Genomic DNA, 17,275 nt, shown 5'->3' with positions numbered 1-17,275 from the left:
GAGCGTAGACCTTCCGCCGGCAACACGCACCGGCCCAATTTCGGGCTAGCCCAGATGAACCACGGGGGCGTCACCTTGTGTTCCGGTGAAGACCTTGCGGTCGATGTTGATGAGCAACAAAGCAATCGGGGCAATCAGGATCGCGAAGCCCGCAGCCCACAGGAAGACCATGGAGTAGCCGGTGGAGAGGGCGGCCAGCGAGACACCACCGGCCGTGGCGGCGGCAGCGATCGTACTGAAGAGGGCGATGCCGAGGGAGCCGCCGATCTGCTGCGAGGCGTTGACGAGGGCGCTGCCCACCCCGGAATCATCCTTGTCCACACCGAACAGGGCGAGGTTCTGCATCGGAACGAAGACCATGCCCAGCCCGACACCCATGAGCAGCAGTGCGGGCAGCATGTTGGCGAGGTAGCTGCCCTCGGCGCTGACCTGCGTGAGCCACAGCATCGCGGCCGCCAGGAAGGCCGGGCCAACGGCCGTTGGGATCTTCGCACCCAGTTTCGGCAGGTTCTTCGCGACGAGCGCTGCCGTGATGAGCACGGCCACTGTCATCGGCAGGGAAGCAAGCCCGGCGAGGAACGGTGCGAAGCCAAGCACGATCTGGATGTAGAAGTTGATGAACAGGATGCCGCCGATGAGGACCGCGCCGGACAGGAACGAGGCCAGGAAGGCCGCGGCCCGGTTGCGCTCGGTGGCCACGCGCAGCGGCAGGAGCGGGTGACTGACTTTCCGTTCGACGACGACGAACAGCGCCAGCAGCGCGACGCCGGCAGCAATGAAGCCCCAGGCGTCGGGGGCATCCCAGCCGTGCTCCGCGTTGGTGAAACCATAGACAAGTGACCCCAGCCCCAGGGCGGCCAGGATAACTCCGGGCCAGTCGTACTTGGTGGACCCCTGCGCCTTGCTTTCGCTGACCAGTGACCACACGCCGACGAAAGCGATGACTGCGATCGGCACGTTCACGAAGAAGCACCAGCGCCAGCTCACATGCTCCGTGAGAAATCCGCCCAGCAGGACGCCGACGGCGGCACCGACGCCGGTGATGGAACCGAAAATCGCGAACGCCGTGCCGCGGTCCTTGCCGCCCGGAAAAGCGACGGTCAGGAGGGCCAGGGCAGCAGGGGCCAGCAGGGCAGCGAACACACCCTGCAGGGCCCGGGCACCAATGAGTTCCCACGGCTGTTGCGCGATGCCGCCGATCAGGGACGCGACGGCGAAGCCGACGGCGGCCACGATGAAGGTCCGCTTGCGGCCCCAGAAGTCCGCGATTCGTCCGCCAAGCAAAAGAAAGGCGCCGAAAGCGAGCGCGTAGGCCGTGACCACCCAGGAACGCGTCGAGTCACTGATGCCCATGTCGATCTGCAGACGCGGCAGCGCAAGGTTCACGATGGTGCCGTCCAGTATCACCATAAATTGCGCCAGGGACAGGAAAACCAGCGCCCACCAGCGGCTTCCGGGCCCGCTTCCCTGTTGTACACCCGGATCTGATAACTGTGTTGCCACGCCCATTTTCACCCTTCAAAGTAATAATACTTATAAAAGTATAAGTACTTGCCGGCCCTGGCTTAGGACCATATTGGGGGTGATCCGGGTTACTCCGGCTCGGCGAGGATCGAAGCCAGGCGCTGCAGGGCCGGCAGGCTGGCTGCGATCTGCTCGCGCTCGTCGGGTCGCAGCCGGGCACTCGCCGAGGCCAATGCATCCGCCCAGGCGCCCTCAAGGAGCGACTTGATCCGCAGGGACTCCGCCGTGGGATGGAGGGCAACGTAGCGCTTGTCGGCGGCATCGCGGGTACGGGTGACGAGGCCCGCCGCGACCAGCTCGCGGAGCTGGACACTGACGTTGCTGAACTGCCGGCCCAGACGGGAGGCGACTTCCGCGACGGTGATGCCGGGGTGGTTTTCAATGACGCGGAGGATTTCCAGCACGCCGTTCGACAACGGCCGGACGCCGGTGTCATTGAGCGACTTCCGGCGGACATCGGAGGAAATGTCGATCAATGACACGGCCAGGGCCAGGTGGTCCACAGCCGTCGCTGATCCGTCAGCTGCCCCAACACTTTCCATTCCATAAGCATAGGCTTCGGGCCGAGCTGGCCGGATCCGGGACCTCCTGGGGCTCGAGCCCCACGAGCGGCTCCTGCATCGGCTGGGGACCCAACTGCCCTGGACACCGCAAGGCGTCCGGGGCATTTTTTCTCCAGTGCCGGCGTCGGCCGGCCTCTCAGCCTTCGTCGCAGAGCAGGTGGTACCAATTCTCGGCGAGTATCTCGAGCGCGTGTTCGCGATTTGGTTCAAACTTGCGCCGTGTCCAGAGCGTGGCCACGTAGTCGAGTGAGGTGAAGGCGAGGGTTCCGCGGATATGGTGGGTTTCTTCCGAGAAGCACCCGGCCAGCCGCATTCCGCGGACCAGGTCGGAGATAACCTCCTCATGCCATCGCTCGACCATGGCGCGTACTTCGCGGTCGACGGCGGCGGCCTCGTCGAGCACGTCGAGGTAAGGGCGGAAGACCGGCCATAGCGCCGCCCGCGACTCCAGCCAGGCCAGAATGCCCGGCAGCTCTCCTGCGCGCACCACGTCAACGAGGTCGAGTGCCGTGGAGCCGCTCTCCGGGCCGTCCGCACGGTCCAGCACGGCGTTGACGCGCGCCATGAAGTCCCGCATCAGATCACTGCGTGACGGATAGTAGGCGTAGAAAGTCACCCTGGTGGTGCCGGCCGCTGCAGCGATCTCGTCGATGGTGGTCGCGGCGTAACCTTTCTCAGTGAACAGCTCAAGCGCGCGCTCCACGATCACGTCGCGGGTGAGCTTCTTCTGGGCTTCTCGCAGCGACGACATAGCTCAATCCTAACGGTGGTGTGCTGCCTCAGACCCGGGCGGCGGCCGCGGGACGCAGTGCGGCCGGACCGGCGTCCGCCAGCCGGCGCAGTTTGGGGATCGGGATCCGGTAGTTGACCGCGGCGGCGGTCCCGGAGCCGTCGTCGTTCTGCCAGCGCATGAGCACCGACCCGTTCTCCCGGCCCGGTTCGCAGAAGTCCGGGGTACCCGCCACCGGTGTAAAGCCGACCGATTTGAGCGACACTCCGAAGCCCTCCGTCCAGAAATACGGCGTGAAGTTGAGCTCCGGTGCGGCATCGCCCTGCAGCAGGCCGACCGCCGCGACCTTGGCCTGGTCGATGGCGCTCGTCCACAGCGGAACCCGTTGCATGCCTCGGAGGGTGGGGAAGAACGCCACGTCGCCCGCTGCCACGATGTCCGCCCGGACCCGGCCGCGCGAATCGACACGCAGCGACCCGTTCGTGAGGAGGTCAGAGCCGGCCAGCCAGCCGACATTCGGCTCGTCGCCGATGGCGGTGACCACGAGATCCGCCGCATGTTCAGTACCGTCGGCGAGGACAACCCGCGTCCCGGCCCCATGATCGATCAAACGGGCCTTGCCGCTGCCAACCACCCGCAGTCCGCGCCGGATGGCGGCGGAGGTGAAGATGTCGGCCAAATGGGCGCCAAGCTGACGCGACAGTGGCTTGACGTCGGAGACGACGGTGACCTCGCAGCCCGCGTGCAGGCACCCGGACGCGACCTCCATGCCGAGCGGTCCGCCGCCGATCACGATGACCGAGGGGCGCGATGCCACGCGTTCCTTGAGGAGGATCGCATCCTCGATGGTACGCAGGGTGAGCTCCCGGTGGAAGCCGTCCTCTCGAGGCACTCCCGCTCCCTGCACGGGGACGAGACTTTTCGCGCGGGAGCCGGAGGCGATGACGAGGCCGTCATACGGCAGTTCACCGCCCCCGTCGAGGCGGACCAGCCGGGCGTCGACGTCCAGGCCCGTGGCGCTGATGCCGAGCAGCTCCGTTGCAGCGTGGGTCGGCTCGGGGAGCTCGTGCGCCTGGAGGGCGTCGTTGCCATGCAGCAGCGCCTTCGACAGGGCCGGGCGGCTGTAGGGATGATGGCGCTCGGCACCCACAACCGTGAGCTCGCCGTCGAAGCCGGCCGAGCGCAGTGAGTCGCAGGCCGTGAGCCCGGCGATGCCGTTTCCGACCACCACGATCCTGCGCATCGTCATGCCGCCGCCAATCGCAGGGCGGCCACCGGGCAGACCCTGACCGCCGCCTTGGCAGCGTCAAGCTCCGCCCCGTCCACCTCCGGCACATCGATGACCAGTTCGCCGTCGTCATCCAGATGCATCAGCTCAGGTGCGGCTTCCTCGCACAGGCCGTGTCCTTCGCAGCGCGGCCGGTCCAGTTCGATCTTCATGCTGCCACCACCTTTTCGACCTGGAGCAATTCGAGGCTCCGCGTGATGTTGCTGGGTTCGCGGACCTCGTCGGAGATCGTCAGCGTTTTTACCCTGCGGGCAAGTGCCTCGATGATCGCGTGCGCTTCAAGTTTCGCCAGGCCCTGTCCTGCGCAGCCGTGCGGTCCGTAGCCGAAGGAGAGGTGGTCCATCGGGTTGCGTGTCACGTCAAAGGTGTCGGGATTTTCGTAGTGCCGCGGGTCCCGGTTGCCGGCGCCAAAGAGGATGCCGACCTGGGCGCCTGCAGGAATGGTGACTCCGTCGATTTCAACGTCGCGCGTTGCCTTGCGGCCCCAGATGTGGACGGGTGCCCAGTAACGCAGCACCTCGGCGAAAGCTGCGGGGACGAGCTCCGGGTTCTTCCGGACCAGCTCGAACTGCTCCGGGTAGTGGCCGAACAGTGCCACGATGTTCCCGATTGAGGCGATCGTCGTGTCGACGCCTGCCCCCAGGTACTGGTGGATGATGTGCCCTGCGGAGCCTTTGGGGATATCGCCCCGGGTCTCGGCGTCGAAGATTCCGCGGCCGATTGAGCCTGGCATGAGGTCCTCGGCGGTGACCGAGGAGCACCAGCCGTAGAGCTCGCCGGCGATCGGGAAGCTCTCCTGGGTGCGCTGGTTCAGCGGGCCGATGACCTGCATTGCGGCCTGGCCCCAGCGCAGCATGTTGTCCTTGACGTGGCCACTGAATCCAATGAGGTCGGCCACGATTTCGATCGGGAAGGCACGGGCCAGCGAATCGATGGCCTCGAAACTGCCGCTGGCGGCAAGCTCGGCGACGAGCTTGTCCGCCTTCTCGTCGATGACGACTTTCAGGCTGCGGAGCGCGCGGGGGGTGAGGTTCTGGGACAGCGTGGCGCGGAGCTGCGTGTGAACGGGCGGGTCCGAGGCAAGCGAGGTGCCCTGCAGCGCCTCATTCACCATGGGGTTGAAGCCGATGCTGGTGGACGAGAAGGTTTCCGGATCGCCGAGTGCGTCGCGGATGACGTCGTAGTGCGTCAGGACGTACAGGCCGTTCTTGGGCAGGTGGACCACTGCGGCCTGCTCGCGCAGCGCGGCGTAGGTGGGGTAGGGATCGACGAGGATATCGTCATCCCAGATGTCGATGTCTGATTCGATGGGTGCAGTCACGGTGTTCTCCTTGCGGATGGTGGGTGGTCGTGGGTGAAGCCGTCAGTCCTAGACGGCCGCCTCGGCGTTCGCTTCGGTGGTCTCCGCGATGGCATCGGGTGTGGGCGCCGAGGACGGTACGGAGATGAAGAGGGTCAGCACAGCGGAGAGGGCCGCCGCGATGCCCGCGGTGAGGTAGACAGTCTGGAACCCCTGGCCGAGGGAGGTCCCGGCCGCGCCCTGGATCTGCAGCTGCGCAGAGGTGAGGGCCTTGACCATGCCGTCCACGGCCTGGGCGGGTGCGCCGCCAGCCGTTGCCTGCCCGGTGAATTGCGCGATGACGCCGTCCCAGCCTGAGAGGTAGCCCAGCGGCGGCACGTTCGCCAGCCCGGCGACGGCGTCGGCGGGCAGCCCTGCCCCGCCGAGTATCCCGGCGAGGGGTCCGGCGAAGGCCGTGGCGCCGACTCCGAACGCGATGGCTGAGCCGATGACGGGGCCAAGGGCGAAACCGAGGTCGCGCAGCAGGTTGGTCGTGGCCGAAGCCATGCCGATTTGCTGTGGCGGCACGGTGTTGATCGCCACGGCGGTGACGGAGCCGACGGTGAGCGCGAACCCGATACCCAGCAGCAGGAGCGGCGGAATGAAAGCCGTCCAGGGAGTTCCGCCGAAGGCTTCCGGCGCGCCCAGGGCGAAGGTCGAGAGCCAGAATCCTGAGGCGGCCATGAAGGCAAACCCGGCGGTGAGCACCCAGCGCGGGGCGACATGGTGGATGAGCCAGCCCACCACGGGAATGAAGGCGAAGGCCGGACCCTGGATGAAGACGAACAGCACGCCGACCTTCCACGCTTCAGCGAGGGCGAGCCCGCCGACGGCGACACTCGTGCTGAAGGCGATCGCGAGGAAGGCGAACATGCCGGTGACCGCAACAATGCCGGTGATCGAGTAGGCGCTGTTCCTGAACAGCGACAGGTGGATCAGCGGCTGCGGGGTGCGTGTTTCGATGACGACGAAGGCGACGAGGAGGACGACGCCTGCAACGTAGCTGGCGATGACCTCGGCGCTGCCGAAGCCGGCGTCGACCGCCGTCACCGTGGCGAAGAGGACAGCGATCAGGCCGAACGCGAGCGTGAACTGGCCGGGCAGGTCCAGTTTGCGGCCCTCGGCCGCTGCGGAGTCTTTCGCCCGGACCGCGACGATAATGACGCCGACGGCGATCGCGGCGGCAATGTAGTACGCCACGCGCCAGCCGCTGAAGACGTTGGGGGCGCCCGCCACAGGACCCGCCACCGTGAAGGCCTGTGCCGTCAGGCCCGCAAGCATGGGGGAAATCACCGCACCCAGCGATAGGAACCCGGCCCAGGTGGCGATAACCTTCGCCCGGGCGCGGTGGTCCGGAGTGATCGCCGCGATCATGGACAGCGAAATGGGGAAGAGGATGCCCGCTCCGATGCCGCCCACCGCTTGCGCCGCAATCATCATTTCGGTGGTGGATGCCAGCGCCGCCAGGATGGAACCGGCGACGCTGACTGCAGCGCCCGCATATAGCAGCCTCTTGCGGCCGAACATGTCTCCCAGGAGCCCCCAGCTGAGCTCAAACACCACGATGCCCATCATGAACATGCCCGCGATCCAGGTCAGGCCCGCGCCCGAGGTGTGGAATTCCACGGCAAAGGTGCCGTTGAGGGCACCCGGCAGTGCGTTGGTGATTTGGGCCAGTGCAACCGCGCTGTAGGCGGCTACGAAGGTGGCTCGTACCGAGCCGCCGCTGGGCGCTGTGCCCGTCTGCGCAGTGGTGGTCTGACTCATCAATGAAACTCCTTTGTTTCCGGTCGACACTCCGGTGGCGCGCCAAGAGAGAAGCTGCTCTGCCGGACGAGAGCCGGCAGAGGCCGGAGATGGTTGTGGCGCCTGCCACATTCTGTGCCCAAGGTTTACATGATGTCAAGAGCATTGACGGACTGTTGGCTTCATAAACGTTCTGAATGCAACTTGATGGTCATTAGACATACGTACCGCCTATTTGCTTGACACTATGTAAAGCAATATGTGATGCTGGCTACACCGCAAGGGAGCGACGGCACGGTCAGGCTCCGCGGCACCTCCGCACCTCCGCACCAGTACCGACCTTCAAGGAGAAGCCAAGTGAGTCACACCACACCCGCCAAAGCCGGTGACGCGTTCCCTGCCCGGGCCGGGCGAACCGTCAACACGGTCCTGGGGCCGGTCCCCGCTTCTGAACTGGGAGTTGTCGCGGTCCATGAGGCCCTGCTGTCAGTGCTGCCCGGTGCCCAGTACGCCCCCGACATCTCCATGGACCGGGCAGAGATCTTCGAGATCCTGGCCGCGAAGCTGACGGACTTCCGCGACCACGGCGGAAAGACGATCGTCGACAGCACCGGTATGTTCCACGGCCGCGACCTGAAGCTCTACGAGGCTCTCTCGCGCTCAACCGGTGTGAACATCGTCGCCTCGACGGGCATGGGCCCGGAAGAGATGCTCGGCGGCTACTTCCTGACCCCGCAAACCAACCCGCCGACGCCGTGGCCCGCCGAGAAGTTCGCCGACCTCTTCTCCAAGGAGGTCACCGAGGGCATGGTGGTGCCGCGCGTCGAGCGTCGCGGCGCGGCCGGGCTCGTGACCACCACCGCTGACCGCAACGGCATGACACCGACTGAGGAAAGCCTGTTCCGCGGCTCCGCCCGCGCCGCCAAAACCACCGGCATACCGGTCTCTATCCGTTTCGGCGCCGATGCCCTGCATGATCTGGACATCGTTCTGGACGAGCAGATCGGGGCCGACCGAGTCCTGGTCGGCGGCCTGGACCGTAAAGACGCCGCCGGCGCCGCCGTTGACGTGGCCCGCCGTGGGGCATTCGTCGGCATCGACCACGTGGGCCTGAACGACCACGCGGACTACCTCACCGACCACGACCGCGCCGAACTGGTGCTTGAGCTGGTCAAAGCCGGCCACGCCGACAAGATCATCCTTTCGGGCAACTCGATCGGCGTAGCCAAGGGACAGCCGGACTACGATCTGCCCTACAGTCACCTCCTGACCACTTTCGTGCCTTTCCTCAAGGCCCAAGGCCTGAACGAAGAAGACGCCCGGCGCATCCTCGTGGACAACCCGCGCAACCTGCTCACCGTGCGCTAAGCACGCGTCGGCCCACACCCAACAAACTTTCGAACCCTGAGGTGAGTGAACGAGTGACCAAGGTCAACACCGTGCTGGGAACCATCCCGGCCGAAGAACTGGAAATCGTGGCGGTCCACGAACACATCGGCTACGGCATGCCCGGGTCCGAACTGGACACCAAGTGGTGGAAGACCCCCGAGCAGGCCTACGAGGAAACAGTGCCGAAACTGCGGAAATTCCGTGAGTACGGCGGCGGTACCTTTGTGGACGCCACGGGCATCTGCAACGGCCGTGACGTGGACTACTACAAGTCCCTGTCCCGGAAGACGGGCGTGCACATCGTGGCCTGCACCGGCTTCGTCGGCGGCGACACCGCCCTGCCGCACTTCTCCCGCGCCACCGTGGACTACCTCACGAAGGTCTTCATCCACGAGATCACCGTCGGCATCGGCAACACCGGCGCCAAGGCCGGCGTCATCAAGGTCGGTGTGAGCCGCGGCGGACGGATGACGGACCTGGACAAGCGCATCTACCGGGCGGCGGCCCGCGCCGCCGTCGTGACCGGCGCGCCGATCCTGACCCACCTGGCCATCGACCCCGAACCGGCAGTGGACATCTTCAATGAAGAGGGCCTCCCGCTGGACCGCGTGCTCTTCGGCCACGCCGACGACGGCCTCAACGCCCCGATCACACCGCACGACTGGATCTACGAGCAGGGCGGGCGCATCGGCTTCGACACCTTTGGCTACGATCTCGAGCTGCCGGACCCGCCGTTCTGGGGCCGCAAGCGCGCCGAACGCATGGACCATTTCGTCAACCTCGTCAACAAGGGTTACGCGGACAAGCTCCTCGTCTCGGCCGACGCAAACTGCAGCCCGCTGGGCTGGCCGGGAGTGAAGGGCCACACCATCAACTACATCTTCGAGGACATGATCCCCGACATGCGCGCGGCCGGCATCGACGACGCCACCATCAAACTCCTGCTCGAGGACAATCCGGCCGACTTCCTGTCGCTCCACGCCTGATCCCCCGGCAAACCACCACACAACAAGTTCTTCCAGGTACGCCCTGGGTCGAGAAAGAGATGAACAAAATGAAGGCTTCGGAAATTAAGAACCTCAAGATCGCCATCATCGGCGCAGGCTACGGCGGCGCTGCCGCGGCGAAGGCCCTGAGCCTGCTCGGTGCAGACGTCACGGTGTACGAGCAGGCTCCCCAGATGGGAGAGGTCGGCGCCGGCATCGGTCTGCGTCCTGCCACCATGGCCCGGTTCCGCCAGTGGGGAACCTTCGACGCGATCGCCAAGGTGAGCTCGGCGAGCGACTACTTCGAAATCCTCACGGCCACCGGTGAGCCGATCATGAAGGACACCTGGCCGGAGTCCGGCGAAGAGAAGCAGACGTACCTCATTCACCGCCGCGACTTCATCGAAGCCCTTCTAGGCGTGCTTCCCGAGGGCATGGTGCAGCTTGGCCACAGGCTGGAGACCATCAAGGACAATGGCGGCAGCTCCGTCCTGACCTTCGCCAACGGGGAGACCGTCGAGGCCGACCTGGTGGTCGGTGCCGACGGCATCAAGTCAGTGGTGCGTGAGCAGCTCTTCAGCGACAAGGGCCCCGTGTTCTCCGGCGAGCACGCTTACCGCGTGGTGATCTCCGCCGACGACGCCCACGGAATGGTGGTCGACGACAACCTGAGGATGTACATGGGCCGGGGCACCAAGGTCTACCTGCTGCCGCTGCGCCACCGCAACCAGATGTCCTTCGACATCACCGCGCTGAACCCGGACAGCACCTGGGCGCCCCGGATCACGAAAGAGGACCTCCTGGCGACAGTGGAGGGCTTCGACGAGCGGATCGTGAATATCGCCCGCGGCCTCGACATGGAGGCGGTCAACATCCGCGCCGTCTACGACATCGACCCGGTGGACACCTGGCACACGAACTCCGTCGTGCTGATGGGGGACGCGGCCCACTCGATGCTGCACCACCAGGGCCAGGGCGCGAACTCGGCCATCGAGGATGCCGGCGCCCTCGCCGACGCCCTCGCGCAGGCCGGTTCCGTGAAGGAGGCGCTGGCCCTGTTCCAGGCCACCCGCAAGCCGGTAACGGACGAGCTGCAGCGCATTTCCCGCCAGGGGTGGACCGAGGACGAGGTCAACGACGTCTTCCCCGGGCAGAAGCCCACCTCCCAGAAGCCCACGACCGCAGCGAAGGCCTGAACGCCATGACCATCCATCCCGAAATCGCCAATATCCTCAGGACCCTGCCGGTGCCCGACGGTTCTCCCTTGAACCCCGAAGCCATGCGCGCCGGCGAGCAGGTCCCGCCTTTGGAGGACAGGCTGCCGCTGCACGCGGTCGAGGACCTCACCGCCGCGACGCCGTCGGGCGCTGTGCCTGTGCGGATCTACACGCCGGTCGAGGCCGACGCCTACGGCCTGCTGGTGTACTTCCACGGCGGCGCGTTTTTCCTGGGCAGCCTGGACACCCACGACCATGTGGCGCGGTCCCTGGCCAAGGAAACCGGCCACAAGGTCATCTCCGTCGGCTACCGCCTGGCCCCGGAGGCCGCCTTCCCGGCCGGCCTCGAGGACTGCTACGGGGTGGTCCGCTGGGCCGCCGAACAGGGCGGGAGCCTGGGCTGGGACGGGAAGAACCTCGCCATCGCGGGCGACAGTTCGGGCGGCAACTTCGTCGCCGCCGTCGCCGCGAAGGCCCACAATGACGGGTTCAACCGGATCACTCACCAGGTCTTGTTCTACCCGTCCCTGGACCTGGACTTCGACGTCGACCGCTACGCCTCTCTGCGGGAGAACGCCGAGGGGTACGGGCTGGAGACGGCGGGCCTGCTGCCGTTCAACTCCTTCTACCTCAAGAGCGGGGCGGATCCGGCGGATCCCCTCGTCTCCCCCGTCAAACGCGAGGACCTCACCGGGCTGCCGCCCGCCCTGGTCATCACGGCCGAGCACGACCCCCTGCGGGACGAGGGCGAACTCTACGGCCGGCGCCTGACGGAGGCCGGCGTCGACGCAACAGTCAGCCGCTACGAGGGTGCCAACCACGGTTTCATGCAGAACTTCTCCTGGATCCCGGAGTTCTACCGGGCGTTCGAGGAGACAGGTGGATTCCTGAACGCCGGGGCCGGGCAATGAGCGAGTCCGTCGCTGTTCATCCCCTGGTCTCCCCGTGGGGCCGGTTCGGTCTCTACAGCTTCTTCATCGACGCCCCGGAGCCCGCCATCGTCGACACGGGGATCGCATCCTCGCCCGCCGAAGGCATGGTGCCGGCGCTGGAGGCGATCGGCCGCCGGATCGAGGACGTCCGCTGGATCTTGCTGACCCACGGACATATCGACCACATCGGCGGCGCGCACGCCCTGTGGGAGCTCACCGGACGGCGCGCGCAGGTGGTTATCCACGAGGCTGACGCCCCGATGTTGCGCTCGCGCCGGGCCCACGTGGACGAATACCTTTCCGGCCGGGCGCAGTACCTGCACGACCCCGACGGCGAGGCGAAGCTGACGGCGGCCACAAACGCCGTCATCTCGGGGGAGATGGAGCCGACGATGTTGGTGCGCGGCGGGGAGACTATCTCCCTCGGCGGTGACGTCACTGTCTCGGTGCACTCGATTCCGGGCCACACCCGCGGGTCGGTCGCCTATGTCATAGACGGACAAAACGACGTGTTCGTCGGCGACGCCGTCCAGGTCCATGGTGCCGCCAACGGATTCCCCGGGTTCGTGGACCCGGCCGGCTACCGCTCAAGCCTGCACTACCTCAGCGACGAGATCCGTCCGCAGCATCTCTACCTCGGGCACCCGTACCGCCGCGCTGACGGCACGCCGTACGGCGTCGAACTCGACGCCTGGCAGGCCCAGGAAGCGCTGCAGGCGAGCCTGGAGCTCGAAGCCCGCGTCAGTGACTCGGCCTGCGGCTGCGTGGCTGCCGGACTGCGGGACACGGACTCACCGTACTCGCCCTTCGCCCGCGTAGCCGAGGACCTTGGTTACGCCGGGGACCCCACACTGGAGCCCTCCCCGTTCTTCACAACACTGCACGGCTACCGCACCACCTTTGACCAAAAGACCAAGCATGAGGAGCGACGCACCCATGGATGACCTTAAGATGTTGGCTGCCGGCGGCGAGAAGATCGCTGTCCGCAAGGACCTCCGGGTTCCGATGCGGGACGGCGTCGAGCTCGCCGCGGACGCCTACCACGGCCCCGGGGACGAGCCGCGGCCCGCGCTGGTGGCCCTCAGCCCATACGGCAAGGAGCTGCAGGCCCTTGCCCTCACCACGCCGCCGCAGCGGCGCCCCAGCCCGATGTGGGACGGCTGCATCGAGGCCGGCGACATCGCCCGCATCGTCAAGGAGGAGTACGTCCACGTCATCGGCGACCTGCGCGGCTCCGGCCACTCCGGCGGCGAGCACATCGGCAACTACAACGCCGGCGGTGTTTCGCTGGGCCAGGACGCCTACGACTTCATCGAGTGGGTCGCCGAGCAGCCGTGGTGCGACGGCAACGTTGGCATGGTGGGCATCTCCTATTTCGGCTCGATGCAGGTGCTGGCCGCGGCCGAGCGCCCGCCGCACCTGAAGGCGATCTTCGTCTCCGGCGGCCACTACGACTTCTACGAGACCACCTACCACGGCGGCGTCATGTGGTTCATGCCGCGGGCCGCCCGCGAGGGCCGCGGCGGCGACTCCGGCTGGGCGTTCACCGACGGCGTCAAGTCCCGAATGATCGAAAAGTACCCACCCGGGGAGCTGAAGAAGCTTGTCGAGAAGCGCCTGCAGGATCCGGACGTGGCCGCCTGGCCGAACCTGGTCCACGTCCTGAACTACCCGAAGAACCACGAGGCCTGGTTCGACATTGTGATGAACGAACTCGACGGGGACTGGTACGAGGAGCGCAACCCCATCACGCTGGCCCCGAACATCGACATCCCGGTGTGGCTGCAGATCGACCAGGGCCGCGGCTGGACCATGGACGGCACCATCGAGCTGTTCGACTCGCTGAAGGGCCCCAAGAAGCTGGACATCGGCCCCTACCCGCCGATGCAGTCCCGGCCCTTCATCGAGGAACACGACAAGATGTTCCGCTGGTATGACTACTGGATCAAGGGGATCGACAACGGCGTGATGGACGAGCCGGCCGTCAGTGTGTTCGTGGAGGGCTCCCGGGAGCTCGTCACCGGCGGGGCATGGCCGCCGAAAGACATCGAATACAAAAACGTGTATCTGCGCCCGCGCCACAAACTCTCGGCCGGCCCCGAGACGATGGGCCCGGAGTACGCCGCCCCGGACGGGTTCTACCAGGCGCCGCTGACGGTGACCGACAAGGTGGAGATCATCAGCTGGTCCACTCCTGCCTTCGAGGAGGACACGGAGATGATGGGCACCGGCGCCGCGCACATCTTCGCCGAGATCGACCAGCCGGACACGAACTTCATCCTGCGCCTCTGGGACTATGCCCCCACCGGCAAACGCCAGCTCATCACCAGCGGCTACCTCAAGGCCTCGCACCGCGAGCTCGACGAGCGGAGCACCGAGGGCAGCCCGCACCACCCGCACACCCGTGCCGTGCCGGTGGAACCGGGGAAGATCGAGGAGTACGTGCTGCGTCTGTACCCGTTCGCGAACACGTTCAAACCGGGACACAGGCTGACCGCAGAGCTGTCGAACGCCGAACCGCTGGCCGACGAGCACAACGCGCTGCTGCCGCCGGATGCCTTCCACCTCCCCGTGGGCCGGCCCGTCACCCACAAGATCTACCGCGACGCCGCCCACCCCTCCCGGCTCGTCCTGCCGTTCACCACGCGCAAGGCCGCGGGAAACCAGGCGCGCTGACCCTTTCGGGGCACCTGGTGCTTCCTGCTCACTCAGCCAGCAGGAAGCACCAGTTCTCGACCATCAGATCGAGTGACACGTCGCGGTCGACGGTCCAGCCGAGCCGCATCCAGCGCCGGGAAAAGAACTCCAGTTCCCCGAAGGCCAGCGCGCACCGCACACGCCTGCTGGACGGCTCGAACCGGCCGGCCCGGTCAAGGCCCGCTTGCATGTCGTCGATCGCGGTGTCGAACCATTGGTCCAGGGCCGCCTGGATATCCGGTTCACTGGCCGCGGCCTGGTGCGCCGCCACCACGTAGGGGCGGATTTCGGCCCACTGGTCAAATTTCCGTGCGAGCCAGACCCGGATCAGCTCGCGGTCCCCGGATTCCACCACCGAATGCAGCGGCGGGACATCCGCCTCGGTCAGCATCTCGTTGGACCGCTCGACCAGCGACCGCATGAGCTGGGCTTTGGACGGAAAATGCGCGTAAAAAGTGGCCCGGGTGGTGCCTACGGCCGCGGCAATGTCATCCACCGTGGTGGCCGCGAACCCCTTCTCTTCAAAGAGCTCCAGCCCTTTCTCAAGCAACAGCCTGCGGGTCATCTGCTTTTGAGCTTCTCTAATGCTTGCCACTCCACCAGATTAGTGCCCCACGCCCGAGCAGGCCGGTCCCGGCATCGCGGTCTTCCGTGACGGCGGCGTGCACAAATGCCGCCTAGTCGCCGGAACCGAGCTTTCCGGCGAGGCGTCCGCGCATCAGGAGGCTGGCGTCATTGAGGCCCACGACGTCCACGGTCTTACCGTGGTGCCGGTACTTCTCGGTGATGGCATCGAGCGAGGCGATCGTGGAGGCATCCCACAGGTGGCTGGCGTGCATGTCGATGACTACCCGGTCCGGATCCAGGGCGTATTCGAACTGGGTGTAGAGGTCGTTCGATGAGGCGAAGAAGAGCTCGCCGTCGACTGTATAGGTGGCGACCGGACCGCCGTCGACCTCTCTCAGGGTGCGGTCCACCGTGACGAAGTGCGCGACGCGGCGGGCGAACAGCACCGTCGCCACCAGCACGCCCACGCCGACACCGATCGCGAGGTTGTGCGTCGCCACGGTGACGCTCACGGTGGCCGCCATCACGAGCGTTTCGCTCTTGGGCATTGCCTTCAGTGTGGCCGGCCGGATGCTGTGCCAGTCGAACGTGGCCACGGACACGAAAATCATCACGGCCACGAGGGCGGCCATGGGGATGAGGGACACGATGTCGCCGAGGGCCACCACGAGGATGAGCAGGAAGACGCCGGCCAGGAACGTGGAGATCCGGGTGCGGGCGCCGGAGGCTTTGACGTTGATCATGGTCTGGCCGATCATCGCGCAGCCGCCCATGCCGCCGAAGAATCCGGTGACGATGTTGGCGACACCCTGGCCCCAGGCCTCGCGGGTCTTGTGGGAGCGGGTGTCCGTGATGTCGTCCACGAGTTTCGCGGTCATCAGGGATTCGAGCAGCCCCACAAAGGCCATCGCCAGGGCGAAGGGAAAGATCACCTGCAGCGTCTCGAGCGTGAAGGGGATGTTGGGCACGAACAGGGACGGCAGCGATTCCGGAAGTGCGCCCTTGTCCCCCACCGTGGGGACGGCGACGGAGGCCAGCACGGTGACGAGCGTCAGGACCACGATCGCGACGAGCGGGGCCGGCACAGCTTTGGTCAGCCTGGGCAGGCCGAAGACAATCAGCAGGCCCGCCGCGGTGAGCGGATAGACCAGCCAGGGGACGCCGATCAGCTCGGGGACCTGGGACATGAAGATCAGGACGGCCAAGGCGTTGACGAATCCCACCATGACCGAGCGCGGGATGAACCGCATCAGCTTCGCGACACCCGAGAGGCCCAGGATGATCTGGAAGATTCCGGCCAGGATCACCGCGGCGACTAGGTAGTCCAGGCCGTGGGACTTCACCAGCGGGGCGATCACCAGGGCGACGGCGCCGGTGGCCGCCGAAATCATGGCCGGGCGGCCGCCGACGAAGGCGATCGTGACCGCCATGGTGAAGGAGGCGAAGAGCCCGATCCGGGGGTCGACGCCGGCAATGATCGAGAAGGCGATGGCCTCGGGGATGAGGGCCAGTGCGACGACGAGCCCGCCAAGGACCTCGGTCTTCAGCCGGCGCGGGGAACGCAGGGTGCCGCGGACAGACTGGAGCTGTTCCGGGGTTAGGGCCGGGGTGGTAGCGCCGGTTTGGGTGGCCATTGATGGCTCCGTTCATGGTCAGGAAGGCGCTCGACGGCGGCTTCGTAATGCGAATGAATGAGGGGCGCAGCGCCGCGCCGGGAGGAGGGGGATAGTCTTGAAGGTCTCAACCCCACCACCCAAACCCTACCCTAACGTGATGGTAGGGTTTAAATTCGGAACAGAACGGAGGCCCGATGGCGGCTGAAACCGGCAGCACCCACACCATGCATATCGGCGAACTGGCGGAGCGGACCGGTCTGTCCCTGCGGACCATCCGCCACTACGACGACGTGGGGCTGCTGCCCGCGACGGCACGGACAGGCGGCGGCTTCAGGGTGTATTCGGAGGCTGATGTCGAACGGCTGATGCTCATCAAGCAGATGAAGCCGTTGGGGTTCTCGCTGGAGGAAATGGCCGAGATTCTGAGTCTGCTCACGGACGGGCCGGACGCGCCGGGGTCGGCTGGACGGCTGGCGGAAATCCTGGAACAGGCAGCGCATCAGCGCGCCAAGATGGCCCGCAACCTCGCACAGGCCGACGACTTCATCGCCCTGCTGGGGCGCATCATCCCCTGATCACCCTCCGTTTGTGCCCGGCTCCACTAGTGTTCCGTGTTAATGGTTTGTTTGCGTTTCATCTTGCCCAGGAGATACTCCGCTGATTTGGTCCAGGTGAATGGTT

Annotated in this window: 16 protein-coding genes; 7 read left to right on the top strand and 9 right to left on the bottom strand. The window is 66.2% G+C overall.

From position 1 onward, the window contains the following. Positions 1-45 precede the first annotated feature (45 nt). The 7 genes from BJQ90_RS13880 to BJQ90_RS13850 all read right to left on the bottom strand — a co-directional run bounded on the left by BJQ90_RS13880 (position 46) and on the right by BJQ90_RS13850 (position 7,211). Complete coding sequence (locus BJQ90_RS13880) at positions 46-1,509, bottom strand: MFS transporter (protein WP_226760838.1); 1,464 nt, start codon at positions 1,507-1,509, stop codon at positions 46-48. Positions 1,510-1,592: 83 nt separating this feature from the next. Next, positions 1,593-2,066 (bottom strand): MarR family winged helix-turn-helix transcriptional regulator, encoded by a 474-nt coding sequence (locus tag BJQ90_RS13875; protein WP_226760837.1) that lies wholly within the window; start codon positions 2,064-2,066, stop codon positions 1,593-1,595. A 157-nt stretch (positions 2,067-2,223) separates the two neighbouring features. Then, positions 2,224-2,838, bottom strand: a complete 615-nt coding sequence (locus BJQ90_RS13870) for a TetR/AcrR family transcriptional regulator (RefSeq protein ID WP_226760836.1) — start codon at positions 2,836-2,838, stop codon at positions 2,224-2,226. A gap of 28 nt (positions 2,839-2,866) precedes the next feature. Continuing rightward, positions 2,867-4,066, bottom strand: a complete 1,200-nt coding sequence (locus tag BJQ90_RS13865) for an NAD(P)/FAD-dependent oxidoreductase (protein ID WP_226760835.1) — start codon at positions 4,064-4,066, stop codon at positions 2,867-2,869. After that, a complete protein-coding gene (locus BJQ90_RS13860) occupies positions 4,063-4,257 on the bottom strand; it encodes a ferredoxin (protein WP_226760834.1) in 195 nt (64 codons plus the stop codon). Before BJQ90_RS13860 ends, BJQ90_RS13865 begins: the two co-directional genes overlap by 4 nt. Further along, complete coding sequence (locus tag BJQ90_RS22750) at positions 4,254-5,426, bottom strand: cytochrome P450 (RefSeq protein ID WP_226760833.1); 1,173 nt, start codon at positions 5,424-5,426, stop codon at positions 4,254-4,256. Before BJQ90_RS22750 ends, BJQ90_RS13860 begins: the two co-directional genes overlap by 4 nt. 48 nt (positions 5,427-5,474) lie before the next feature. Beyond that, positions 5,475-7,211 (bottom strand): MFS transporter, encoded by a 1,737-nt coding sequence (locus BJQ90_RS13850; protein WP_226760832.1) that lies wholly within the window; start codon positions 7,209-7,211, stop codon positions 5,475-5,477. 336 nt (positions 7,212-7,547) lie between these two features. Between BJQ90_RS13850 and BJQ90_RS13845 the strand changes: the two genes are divergently transcribed. The 6 genes from BJQ90_RS13845 (at position 7,548) to BJQ90_RS13820 (ending at position 14,390) form a co-directional block, all read left to right on the top strand. After that, positions 7,548-8,558: a phosphotriesterase gene (locus BJQ90_RS13845; protein ID WP_226760831.1), complete on the top strand. Its 1,011-nt coding sequence runs from the start codon at positions 7,548-7,550 to the stop codon at positions 8,556-8,558. A 41-nt stretch (positions 8,559-8,599) separates the two neighbouring features. Beyond that, on the top strand, positions 8,600-9,565 hold the full coding sequence (locus tag BJQ90_RS13840; RefSeq protein WP_226760830.1) for a phosphotriesterase: 966 nt from the start codon (positions 8,600-8,602) through the stop codon (positions 9,563-9,565). A gap of 68 nt (positions 9,566-9,633) precedes the next feature. Beyond that, a complete protein-coding gene (locus tag BJQ90_RS13835) occupies positions 9,634-10,761 on the top strand; it encodes an FAD-dependent oxidoreductase (RefSeq protein ID WP_226760829.1) in 1,128 nt (375 codons plus the stop codon). Between the two features lie 5 nt (positions 10,762-10,766). Beyond that, on the top strand, positions 10,767-11,693 hold the full coding sequence (locus tag BJQ90_RS13830; protein ID WP_226760828.1) for an alpha/beta hydrolase: 927 nt from the start codon (positions 10,767-10,769) through the stop codon (positions 11,691-11,693). Further along, entirely contained in the window at positions 11,690-12,658 is a 969-nt protein-coding gene (locus tag BJQ90_RS13825; protein ID WP_226760827.1) for an MBL fold metallo-hydrolase, read from the top strand. The genes BJQ90_RS13830 and BJQ90_RS13825 overlap by 4 nt, the downstream gene beginning before the upstream one ends. After that, positions 12,651-14,390 (top strand): CocE/NonD family hydrolase, encoded by a 1,740-nt coding sequence (locus BJQ90_RS13820; RefSeq protein WP_226760826.1) that lies wholly within the window; start codon positions 12,651-12,653, stop codon positions 14,388-14,390. The genes BJQ90_RS13825 and BJQ90_RS13820 overlap by 8 nt, the downstream gene beginning before the upstream one ends. Positions 14,391-14,418: 28 nt before the next feature. Here the strand turns inward: BJQ90_RS13820 and BJQ90_RS13815 are convergent, their stop codons facing one another. Both BJQ90_RS13815 and BJQ90_RS13810 read right to left on the bottom strand, forming a co-directional pair. Beyond that, the gene (locus BJQ90_RS13815; RefSeq protein WP_226760825.1) at positions 14,419-15,006 is read right to left on the bottom strand and encodes a TetR/AcrR family transcriptional regulator; all 588 of its coding nucleotides are present in this window, start codon (positions 15,004-15,006) and stop codon (positions 14,419-14,421) included. 82 nt (positions 15,007-15,088) lie between these two features. After that, positions 15,089-16,612 carry a SulP family inorganic anion transporter gene (locus tag BJQ90_RS13810; RefSeq protein ID WP_226760824.1) on the bottom strand — a complete coding sequence of 508 codons (1,524 nt, stop codon included), beginning with the start codon at positions 16,610-16,612 and terminating at the stop codon, positions 15,089-15,091. A gap of 176 nt (positions 16,613-16,788) precedes the next feature. Between BJQ90_RS13810 and BJQ90_RS13805 the strand changes: the two genes are divergently transcribed. Beyond that, a complete protein-coding gene (locus tag BJQ90_RS13805; protein ID WP_226760823.1) occupies positions 16,789-17,169 on the top strand; it encodes a MerR family transcriptional regulator in 381 nt (126 codons plus the stop codon). The last annotated feature ends 106 nt before the right edge of the window (positions 17,170-17,275 follow it).

This window comes from Arthrobacter sp. SO3 (assembly GCF_020532825.1).
Lineage (GTDB): Bacteria > Actinomycetota > Actinomycetes > Actinomycetales > Micrococcaceae > Arthrobacter.
Note: the sequence above shows the minus strand (reverse complement) of the source record. Positions and strands in the feature narration are given on the sequence as shown.